The organism is Gaoshiqia hydrogeniformans (assembly GCF_049347105.1).
Taxonomy (GTDB): domain Bacteria; phylum Bacteroidota; class Bacteroidia; order Bacteroidales; family Prolixibacteraceae; genus Gaoshiqia; species Gaoshiqia hydrogeniformans.
Genome location: NZ_CP186334.1, coordinates 1,253,891 through 1,264,784, shown reverse-complemented (window position 1 = coordinate 1,264,784; position 10,894 = coordinate 1,253,891). Strand labels below are relative to the sequence as shown.

Sequence of the window (10,894 nt, the reverse complement as noted above, 5' to 3'; positions counted from 1 at the left end):
TTGCTTAAAATAACTGGAAATCAATGCGGAGTTTGATTTCTCATATTATGAATGATCTTTATTTTTAATTGTAATCCCTGAATCATCTGAAACAAGATCAATTGGGATCATTTCGGAAATGAGCTCCAGTACCTTGACGGCCGAATCGCGCAAATCCAGGTTGCCCGAAAAGGTTTTGTTTGCCAGTTCCTGGTTTTCGAATTCAATTTTCACATTGTAATAGCGTGATAATCTTTTGGCGATACTTCCAAGCGTGCTCTTTTCAAAAACCACATAACCGTCTTTCCATGACGTAAAGTTTTTCGTATTGACTTTTGTTTGAACAATCGTTTTTTCCACCGGATCGTAAACGGCTAACTGTCCGGGCATCATCTGTTCTTTGTTTTTTAAGCCGACTAAATTTGGGTTAAACCAGAGCTCAACTAATCCGCTTTCGAGCACTGTTTTTATGGTTTGGTCGTCGCTGTAGGCCGAAAGATTAAAGACGGTTCCCAGTACTTTAACGTCGAGCTTACTTGTTAATGCAAAAAAAGGACGATTTTCATCGCGGTTTACTTGAAACAGGGCTTCCCCATCCAGGTACACTTCCCGTTTTTCTCCTGTAAATTTTACCGGGTAGGTTAACTTCGATCCGGAGTTCAGCCAAACAACCGTGTTGTCGGGTAAGGTGACCCGGCTTCTTTTTCCGTAGGGCACAATTAAGGTGTTAAAAACGGCCTCATCGTCAACCGATGCTTGCTGCCGGTTGTTTTGCGCTTCAATGCGGATCGCTTTCCCGTCGGGAGAGTATTCAATTTGCGATTCCTGTGAAACAATCCTGACTTCACTTTGACTTGACAAAACCAAGGTAGTATACTCTTTAGTGGCCAGGTTATCGGCTGACAGGGCATATTTTCGAATGGCCGATTGGCCGGTTGTAAAGTAAAATGTTGTCAGGCCTGCAAGTAACAGCACCGCCGCGGCCGAACTCATCCAGGCCATGAATCTTTTTCTTTTAGCCTGCCTGATACTTTCCGTGATGCGTTGGTCTATCAGGGCTTTCTGAACTGGATCAAAGGAAACCTTTGCAGATCGTGCTGCCCTGACAATGTTTCGGGCCAGCCTAAGTTCCTGGTCCGAATCAAACGAAACGTCATGGTTTTCCGGATCAAAAGGCAGCTGGTCTTCGATCAGGATATCTTCGGCTTTAGGGGTATCATCTTTCGGTTTCATGTCAATGTTCTTCTTAACAGGTTGCCGGGCAGGTATCCGGTCGTTCCTGCGGGCAACCCGCAGGATGATCGTTTTCATACGCATCCGTTCATCATTTGCAAATGTATCGTTTCACCCTTTAAAAATATGATTTCCTATTCACTTATATCGTTTCATTCAGGTAAAAAGAAGTTCAGATATTCGGATTTTACAAGAATTGTCGGTCAGTATAAAATTCCTTTCTTTCTGAAAATCAAAAAAAGCGAAATACTCCGGATATCAAATTGTTCCCTGATCGTCTTAATGGACCGGTAGACGGAAGTGCGGGCCGATTCGACCGAGATATCCAGAACCTGGGCAATTTCGGAATAAGACAAATCAAGTTGAAAGCGAAGATTCAGGATTTCCTGTTGCCTTTCGGGGAGCTGTTTGATGGCCCGTGTAATTTTTGCCAGATCCCTGATTTCCTCATCCGATGCGTCCGCCTCGTCGTCGGCCGTTTCCTGATCGATATCTTTAGGCAGCTTGACCAGGTATACAACGTCCAATTTCCGGTTGGCGGCGGTTTGTATTTTTCGTTTTAACGACTTGAACAGGTAGTTGCGAACATTGTCGGTATCGGCCAAATTCCTGCGATACCTGAACAGATCAAAAATGAGGTCGTGGATACAATCTTTAATAAGTTCCTGATCTTTCGTGAAGATTGTCCCGAATGAAAAAAGAATGTCGGCATAAAGCAGGTAAAGTTCATGAAATGCCCGGGTATCCCCGGACCTGATCCTTTTCCACAGGAGAGATTCATGATTGGTTTCTTTCACCATAAACTAAAGCCCCTTTTTCAGTGAATAAAAACAATTTGGCAAAGGTCGTTTTTTCTTCTGATAATAAATCAAATTTCAAACTGTTTAACCGCCTGTTCAAGCTCATTTCAAAGATAAATGATATATTTGTGTGCGCAAACACCATTGAAGGAATTAATTTTTCCGCCGTGTTCAATCCCGGGAACCGATGATGAGCATGAAGGAAGAACCTTTTCGGATGGGCTATCATACAAACGCTTATATTTTTTGAAACGGATGAAAACATTTTGCAGGATATTTTTAGTGACGATCGGGCTCGGATTTTTTGCTGGTCAAACACAGGCCCAGTCTCAAAGGTTCAGAAATACCGATCTGAGCATGGAAGAGCGTGTTGCTGCCTTGTTGGGTGAATTAACAACGGCTGAGAAAATTTCGCTGTTAGGGTATAACAATCAAGGTGTTCCGCGCCTGGATATCCCTGCCTATAACTGGTGGAATGAAGCCTTGCACGGTGTGGCCCGCGCCGGCGAAGCCACAGTATTCCCCCAGGCGATTGCCCTGGCCGCCACTTTCGACGACCGCCTGGTGAACGAGATTGCCGATGTCATTTCGACCGAAGCCAGGGCAAAATACAATATGGCTGTAGCAAAGAACCGGCGTGTGCAGTACCTGGGACTGACATTCTGGTCGCCCAATGTGAATATCTTTCGCGACCCGCGATGGGGAAGGGGACAGGAAACCTACGGGGAAGATCCTTACCTGACATCACGTATGGGAGTTGCTTTTATTCAAGGAATCCAGGGGAACGACCCGGTCTATATGAAAGCGTCGGCCTGCGCCAAACATTTTGCCGCGCACAGCGGACCCGAATATAACCGTCATTTTTTTAACGCCCTGGTCGATGAAAAGGATTTGCGCGAGACTTATCTCCCCGCTTTTAAAGCAATGGTAGATGCCGGTGTGGAATCGGTGATGTGCGGATATAACCGTTTGAACGACGAACCCTGTTGTACCAGTCCCACGCTGATCGGCGATATCCTGAGAGGAGAATGGGGTTTTGAAGGCCACGTGGTGACCGATTGCTGGGCGCTCGAAGACATCTGGCTCAGACATAAAGCTTTGCCTAATTCGGTGGTGGTTGCTGCCGAAGCCATAAAAACAGGGATCAACCTGGATTGTTCCAACCTGTTGCAGGACGATCTGATGCAGGCTTTGGAGCAAAAGCTGATTACTGAAAAAGAGATTGACCATGCGCTGGCGGCGAACCTGAAAACACAGTTTAAACTTGGATTTTATGATCCTCAGGACCGCATCCCCTTTGCCTCGCTGGGCGAAAAAGATGTCCGCTCGCCCGAACATGTTGCCCTGGCCAGAAAAGCTGCTGCTGAAAGTATGGTTTTGCTAAAGAACGACAAGCAGATCCTTCCCCTGAACCGTGACGAATACAGCAGTCTGTTGGTAACCGGGGCCAATTCGGGAAGCCTGGATGCTTTGCTGGCCAATTATCACGGGGTTTCGTCCGAGTTGGTCACGTTTGTCGAAGGGATTTCCAAAGCTGCAGGTCCTTCAGTGGCCGTACAGTACGATTTGGGTTGCAACGATACGGATACCGTTCGTTTCGGAGGTATTTGGGCTTCGGGCATGAGCGATGCAACCATTGTGGTGATTGGATTAACCCCGGTGATGGAAGGGGAAGAAGGCGATGCTTTTTTAGCTGAAAATGGCGGCGATAAAAAACATTTGGATATTCCGGCCGCACATGTGGCTTTTCTCAAAAAACTGCGTGAATCGCATAACCGGCCCGTGATCACTGTCGTTACCGCCGGGAGCGCTGTTAATCTTTCTCAGATTGAACCGTATTCGGATGCTGTTATTCTGGCCTGGTATCCGGGTGAGCAGGGTGGAAATGCCCTGGCTGACATTTTATTTGGCAAAACAGCTCCTTCAGGTCGGCTGCCGTTAACGTTTTATAAATCGCTCGACCAGCTACCCGACTACGAAAGCTATGATATGGCCGGCCGTACTTACCGCTATTTTGATGGCGATGTTTACTATCCCTTTGCTTACGGGCTGAGCTATGTCGATTTTAGGTACAGCTGGAACGAAAAGCCTCAGAAGAAGTACAAAACAGGCGATACCATCCGGTTTTCGGTGGCTGTTCAAAATACTGGAACCATGAGCGCAAAAGAAGCCATCCCCGTTTTTGTAAGTTATCCGGATTTGGACCGGATGCCTTTAAAAGAGTTGAAAAATTTTACCAAAGTCGCCATACTGCCCGGCGATCAGGTCATGGTTGATTTTTCCATCCCGGTAGACGAATTGGCAAAGTGGGATGAATCCTGTCAGGAATGGAAAGTTTACGACGGAGTTTACCGCATCTCGGTCGGCGGCGATGCGGTAAACTCGGAGTTAAATACCTCAATTCAAGTCAGATAATTCCTCAATAAACGAAATAAAAGTTAAAAGATTTAAAAAAATGCTTTTATCCTGTCCCGTGTAAAACATTTTTCAGAACTTTGCGTTCTGTAATTTCATCAGGTTGGAGGAATTGTATGAGTGTTATTGTTATTTTGAAGTTATTGCATGTTTATTTGCTGGCTACTGTGAAGTATTTTCTCACCTTCCCTTATGCGTTGTTAATCGGACTGAAGTATTCACAAGCTCTGATTGCGGTGACTGTTGGAGGGATTACCGGTTTCGTGTTTTTCTATTACCTGAGCGGAGCATTAATCAACTTTTATCAGAAACATCGCGAAACAGTTTATAGAATTCTAAAACGCTACACCCGGATTGATCTTTTTGCGTTGCAGGAGAAGAAAAAAAGCCGTGAAACCCCCGTTTTCAGTAAACGTTTGCGCAGGTTTGTGAAACTAAGGACAAAATACGGGATGTGGGGAATCATTGTTACAACGCCAATCCTGCTGAGCATTCCCGTTGGCGCTTTCCTGTTGAATAAATATTATGCCGGGAGAAAAAATGTATTTGCCTATATGGTCATTTCAATCCTGGGTTGGGCCGTGATCTTTTCAGCTTTTGTGGTCATCTTCCCGAAACCAATCTAATATTTCGGTTTTATTCTGTTCGATCAGCCATTTATCGGCCTCCTGCCAGTTTAATGTGTCGAGTTCGCCGGTTTTCAGCCATTTGTGTTGAATGTGTTCGGTGAGCTGTATCCGGTTCGATTCAGACCTGCAAACAAAAGGGATCAATCGGATTGATTTGTCCGGATACTGATGTTCCGTATAGCGGAGTTGTTTTAGCGGCTGAATATCGAGCTGCAGTTCTTCTTTTATTTCCCTGATAATGCAATCCGTCAGGCTTTCTCCGGCTTCGAGCTTGCCGCCCGGAAATTCCCACTGAAACGGATGATGATGGCCGTTTCCCCGTTGGACTGCCAACAACAAACCCTGCTGAAAAATTAAGGCGCAACAAACATCGATCATCCCCGGCAGTTTTTGAGATTGGGCATAAAATTATACTTTTAGGATGAATTTGCGCCTATGACAAAAGAAGAAATTGCCGATATGATCCATTCGTGGGAGAACCTGAATTTCTACATTCAGCATTTCTTACAGTATCCGGAAAATCTACCGGTTTTGTTACAGGTGGCCTGCGATGATTCCCGAAAGGAATATTGGCGCGCGGCATGGATGGTGGATAAAATCGCAGAACAGAGCCCCGGATTGGTGCGACCCTTTTTTCCACAGCTGATCCGGTCATTGAAAACAACAAAGAATCAGGGCAAACTGAGGCATTTCCTGAAAATCATCAGTCAGAACCCGATCCCGGAAACACAACTTGACTTTCTGTTCAGTTTTTGCCTGAAACTATTCACCGATCCGGCTTATCCGGTTGCTGTTCGTGTACATGCCATGCAGATCTTGTATGAAATATCTGAAACAGAGCATGGACTCAAACCGGAACTGATTCAGCTCATTGAACATGAAATCGAATTACATCCCACCGCGGGGATCAAAGCGCGTGGAAAACATTTACTCCAAAAGCTGTATCGTTGCCGGTAATGAGTGGCAATAATTTTTCGGAGCAAACCTTGTTTTTAAACTGATAATAAAACCATTAAGCTGAATGCAGGATTCTTTGGCTAAAAAAATCAAATGAATCCGTTTTTTGATTTAAAAAATTTTATACTTTTGCACCTGTCTTTACAAAAAGGACAGGTATGATTGACCCGTGGTGTAATTGGCAACACGTCTGATTTTGGTTCAGAAGAGTCCAGGTTCGAGCCCTGGCGGGTCAACAAAAAGGGAATCCAAAAGATAGCAAAAGTACTTAAAACGTTGATTTTAAGTACTTTTTTATTTAACAGCACTTCAGAATAAACCATAAATGGTCAAGGTAAGCGAGACCATATCGAGACCAATCCGGATTTTTCAGCAACAGGTCTCGGTAAAACTCATAACTCTCTGGTATTTAGAATTTAATTGATTCAATTTGGTGCATTTTGGTTGTTGTTTTCAGACTCTTTCAGTCGTAATTTAGGAGACCAACCGAGACCAAATCTGCACCTCAATTTATAATTTTAAAATTGCAGGTTATGAGAATTACAATCAATCTTTCATTAAAGAATTCCAAATCCCATTTGAATGGGAAAACTCCGGTTTATGCACGTATTACGATGGCGGGGCGCCGGGCTGAGATTTCAACCGGAATTTTTGTCGATCCACCCCAGTGGGATAACAACAGGCAGTTAATTACCGGTAAAAGTGAGTCGGCCACTATCCTCAACAACCGGCTCAGTAAGTTTGTCTCTAAAGTAAACGACTTCTATAACCAGTTGGTAGCCATTGGTGATGATTTTGATATTACCGATCTGAAAGAACGCATCACGGGACCGAAAAACCAAAAGCAGGTTCTGGATCTGTTTGACCTGACGATTCAATCTGTTGAAGGTAAACTTGGTCATGGTTATACGTACAGTACCTTAAAACATTATCGTACCTGCAGAAGGAGGCTGGAAGAGTTTATCCGGGAACAATACGGCAGAACGGATATGGCCTTAAGCAGGATCAACTACCAGTTCCTCGATTCTTTCGACCTGTTCCTGAAATCAGTTGTCCAGGTAAGCTCCAATACCGCCTGGGGCTATCATAAGGATTTTAAGAGGGTTCTGAATAAAGCTGTTTTTATGCAGCTGCTCCCAAAGAATCCCTACCACTCCTATAAAGTGAAAAGTATGGAATCCAACCGGGATTTTTTGACAATTGACGAATTGTCGAAATTGATGAACAAAGAGATTGCAATAAAACGGCTGAGCACGGTAAGGGATATTTTTGTGTTTGCCTGTTCTGACATTTACCTGGTTCAGATCAATTACAAGTTTATCACAGATTTTGAATATTTTCTGAGAAATTACCAACCTTAGGATCATCAGAAGGTTATCGGGAACAACGGGGTGATGAAGCACCAGGAACGATTCCGGAAAATGATCAATTTGGGTTTTCGCCTGGGCTGGGTCACTCAAAATCCGTTTGATTCGTACAAACTCAGCTTCCGCAAAGTTGACCGGGGATTTTTAACAGAGAAAGAACTAAAGGTCATTGAAAACAAAAAGTTTGAAATTGAACGACTGGAAACCGTAAGAGATATTTTTGTCTTTAGTTGCTACACCGGCCGATCTTATATTGATGCAATTAACCTGAGGACTGATGAAATCAACCGGGGAATCGATAGTCAATACTGGATTTTCTCAAGACGGCAAAAGACCGATACAAAACTGCAGATTCCGCTCCTACCGAAAGCCTTAAATATTTATAAAAAATACAGGGAACATCCCAAGTCTGTCAGTAGGGATAAAGTATTACCGCTGATCTCAAACCAGAAACTAAACAGCTATCTAAAAGAAATTGCCGATCTATGCGGAATAAAAAAGAACCTGACGTTTCATTTGGCGCGGCATACGTTTGCCACTACGGTAACCTTAAGTAATGGGGTACCTATTGAAACGGGAAGTCAGATATTGGGACATAAAAGCATCTCGACCACTCAGATTTACGCAAAAGTGTTGGAGCAGAAGATTAGTGAGGATACTGGTAAATTAAAATTGATATTATCTGAAAGCTTAGGTGATTAATTTATCTCTACTTTCACTTCAGCAGCAGAAAAAACGGTTTTATTTTTAAGCACCAAAATATATGTACGTCATGCGATGTGCTGGGCAAAGGTCTTTCTTGATAAGATAAAATGATGAGGTGGGAAAGCTTCTGGTTGTGTGTGGGAGGTATAATTTCTGATTCTTTAATGCGTTTTCCTTGATAAAATTCCTTTTATTTTGATTACAACCTGCAAATTGCATTAGTTTTGTGACAGATCAATTGATAAGATTGAGGGAACTCTTGTTGATAAATGGGACTGAATGAAGGAAAAGAAAGTGGTATTTGGTGTCATTTTCGACCGTTGTTATGTATCTCTTTGTTGTTTTATGTAAAATATTATTTTACACCAGGTATAAATGTCGAAGACTTGGTGGTAGGTTTTCTTGTTCCCCGGTGGTAGAATCTACGTATCTGTAAGTTAATAACATAGCAGACTGAGGTTTTTCGATTTTTATATTAATTTTAATTTTTACTTTATCATAGGACAAATCTAATTATTATGCCAGCAATTCCTTACATAAAAAAGAAAATTGGTCATTCTTACCTGCTTTGGTTCCAAAACAGCAACCTGTACCTTCAACTGGAAGAACCTGCGTGGTTTGTTTTCAGCAAAACAAATAAGCGTTACGCCGCCGGTACGATTGCCAAAGAATTTTCAAACCGTTATAGTGTAAGTCTGGAAGAAAGCCTGGTCTTTGTCCGGGATATCAGGCTGAAAATTGAGAAAATGAACCAACCGGATAACGCTGAAGATAAGAGGAACGGGATTTCAACCGAACTGACTGAAATTGATTACACGCCGTTTTCTGTTCATCGTTACAGGCTGGGCGAAAAACTGATTTCATTTTCCTTCGAAACCCGCCTTTTTGAATATTACCTTCACCCGTTGATCAGTCATTTCGAAACCACAGACGAGCAGGATGATATGCCTTTTTTTGAATTATTTGCATACCAGGGGCGTATTGTTTTTCGAGTTGACGGCGATGTAAAAGGAATATGGAGAAACGATGAGACCCATTTGGTAAAAGGATTGATCTTCATGTTTTTGGTCAACATGATGCACGGCACAACTGATGATGATTGGCTGATGACCGTACATGCATCAGCCATCACAAACGGGAAGAAGACCATTTTGTTCTCTGCGCCGCCCAACCACGGGAAGACCACCTTTGCTGCTTTGCTCCAGGCTAATGGTTATCAATTAATTTCGGACGATTTTGTTCCCGTTGACAGGCGGACTTTCAGCGCATACCCTTTCCCGATAGCCATGTCGGTGAAAGAAACGTCAGTGGAGTTGCTTGCATCTTTTTTCCCTGCATTAAAAGAAAGGCCGGTAACGTACATCTCCCCCGAAAAAAGTGTTCGGTTCCTGGCGCCTGATTTTAAATCCTGCTTTCAGGGGGGGGCCTATCCCGTCCGGGAATATGTTTTTATCCGTTACGATAAGTCGGTAGATTTTGCGTGGGAGAAATTGAGCACCCTGAAAGCGATAAAGTCGATGCTTGACCAGGCCTGGGTCACCCCGGCAAGGGGGAATGCCGAACTATTGTTCGACCGGGTCATGCAGATGTCCTTCTACCAACTCACCTATTCAGACAACCAAAAGGCAATTGATGCCATCGCCAACTTGTTTGACCATGACTAACCTGGAAACGTTTTATTTTATCGGCAAATGCCTGACGATGGACGAGCACCCCGGGTTCAGGGAAGAGACCATCCGCCGGATAAAGGGCGGGTTGATCGATTGGGAACGGTTTGTGGCCCTGGGCAGCAGTCATTTGGTTTTACCTGCAATTTACCTGAAATTCAGGGAACAACAGCTCATCGGGGATTTGCCGGAGGAACTGGCCGGTTATTTAAAGGAGATATTCGAATTAAACCGTGCGCGAAACACTCAAATCATGAAACAACTTAGCGAGGTCACGAAAATTCTCAACAGGGGCAACATCTTTCCTACGTTCCTGAAAGGGTCGGGCTTTTTGTTGGATGGTTTGTATTCCGATCCCGGTGAGCGAATGATCGGCGATATCGATTTTCTTGTCCGGGAGAAAGATTACCTGTTAGCTGCCGGCCTTTTAAAACAAAGCGGGTACAGCATGGTAGGTGAATTTTTCGGGACAGATGTCAACGATATGAAACATTATCCCAGGATTGCAAAGCCGGATGGTACCGATGCGCCCGCTGCCCTTGAAATCCACCGTTTGCCTGTATCGGAAGCGTATGAGTCTTGGTTCGGTCCCGGTATGATTGACAAGGAGAAAAAAGAGGTGCCAACATTTCCCGGGTGCTTTGTCCTTTCGGACAAACATAACACCATGCTCAATTTTATACACAGCCAGTTAGGGCACGAAGGCCACACTTACGGCATCGTTTCCTTTCGCGATTTATACGATTTATACCTGCTTTCAAAACGATATCGCGTGGAACAGGCCCTCCCTGAAATGAAGGCGGAAAACAAGGCGATCGCTTATTTCGTTTTTGCGGGGAAGGCATTCGGGTTTCCGGGAAGGTTTTGCCGGCAAGGCAATTTTTCATCCTGGTACTTTACCCTGAAACATGACCTGAACCTCAGTTCTTCAATCTTCTATCATATCCATCGTACGGTTATATACCTGGTCAAACGGATTGTCGTTGGGTTTACCCTGCAGGTCATAAAATCGTTCTATTCCGCCAAAATGCGCCGATCGTTGCTCCGCCGGTTGGGAAACCGCCAATGGTACCGCGAACATTTTCGTTCATACCTGCGGTTTTTCGGTGGCGGCAGGTAGAATGTTTTAAACGGGGATTTCG

General features: G+C 44.1%; 10 protein-coding genes and 1 tRNA gene. 8 read left to right on the top strand and 3 right to left on the bottom strand.

What is annotated here, in order from left to right:
* Positions 1-45: 45 nt before the first annotated feature.
* Positions 46-1,290, bottom strand: coding sequence for a FecR family protein (locus tag ACOIT5_RS05190; RefSeq protein ID WP_423129402.1), 1,245 nt, complete (start codon positions 1,288-1,290; stop codon positions 46-48).
* 125 nt (positions 1,291-1,415) lie between these two features.
* The gene (locus tag ACOIT5_RS05185; protein WP_423129401.1) at positions 1,416-2,012 is read right to left on the bottom strand and encodes an RNA polymerase sigma factor; all 597 of its coding nucleotides are present in this window, start codon (positions 2,010-2,012) and stop codon (positions 1,416-1,418) included.
* 255 nt (positions 2,013-2,267) lie between these two features.
* Between ACOIT5_RS05185 and ACOIT5_RS05180 the strand changes: the two genes are divergently transcribed.
* On the top strand, positions 2,268-4,427 hold the full coding sequence (locus ACOIT5_RS05180; RefSeq protein ID WP_423129400.1) for a glycoside hydrolase family 3 N-terminal domain-containing protein: 2,160 nt from the start codon (positions 2,268-2,270) through the stop codon (positions 4,425-4,427).
* A gap of 116 nt (positions 4,428-4,543) precedes the next feature.
* Positions 4,544-5,053: a hypothetical protein gene (locus ACOIT5_RS05175; protein ID WP_423129399.1), complete on the top strand. Its 510-nt coding sequence runs from the start codon at positions 4,544-4,546 to the stop codon at positions 5,051-5,053.
* Here the strand turns inward: ACOIT5_RS05175 and ACOIT5_RS05170 are convergent.
* Positions 5,018-5,434 (bottom strand): (deoxy)nucleoside triphosphate pyrophosphohydrolase, encoded by a 417-nt coding sequence (locus tag ACOIT5_RS05170; protein WP_423129398.1) that lies wholly within the window; start codon positions 5,432-5,434, stop codon positions 5,018-5,020. The two genes, ACOIT5_RS05175 and ACOIT5_RS05170, sit on opposite strands and share 36 nt — an antisense overlap.
* Before the next feature lie 57 nt (positions 5,435-5,491).
* Between ACOIT5_RS05170 and ACOIT5_RS05165 the strand changes: the two genes are divergently transcribed.
* From ACOIT5_RS05165 to ACOIT5_RS05140, 6 genes are all read left to right on the top strand, one after another.
* Entirely contained in the window at positions 5,492-6,013 is a 522-nt protein-coding gene (locus ACOIT5_RS05165) for a hypothetical protein (protein ID WP_423129397.1), read from the top strand.
* A gap of 163 nt (positions 6,014-6,176) precedes the next feature.
* A tRNA-Gln gene (locus ACOIT5_RS05160) sits at positions 6,177-6,249 on the top strand.
* 297 nt (positions 6,250-6,546) lie between these two features.
* Positions 6,547-7,374, top strand: coding sequence for a phage integrase SAM-like domain and Arm DNA-binding domain-containing protein (locus ACOIT5_RS05155; protein WP_423129396.1), 828 nt, complete (start codon positions 6,547-6,549; stop codon positions 7,372-7,374).
* A gap of 33 nt (positions 7,375-7,407) precedes the next feature.
* Positions 7,408-8,082 (top strand): site-specific integrase, encoded by a 675-nt coding sequence (locus ACOIT5_RS05150; protein ID WP_423129395.1) that lies wholly within the window; start codon positions 7,408-7,410, stop codon positions 8,080-8,082.
* A 521-nt stretch (positions 8,083-8,603) separates the two neighbouring features.
* Positions 8,604-9,749: a hypothetical protein gene (locus tag ACOIT5_RS05145; RefSeq protein WP_423129394.1), complete on the top strand. Its 1,146-nt coding sequence runs from the start codon at positions 8,604-8,606 to the stop codon at positions 9,747-9,749.
* Positions 9,742-10,872 (top strand): nucleotidyltransferase family protein, encoded by a 1,131-nt coding sequence (locus ACOIT5_RS05140; RefSeq protein ID WP_423129393.1) that lies wholly within the window; start codon positions 9,742-9,744, stop codon positions 10,870-10,872. Before ACOIT5_RS05145 ends, ACOIT5_RS05140 begins: the two co-directional genes overlap by 8 nt.
* The last annotated feature ends 22 nt before the right edge of the window (positions 10,873-10,894 follow it).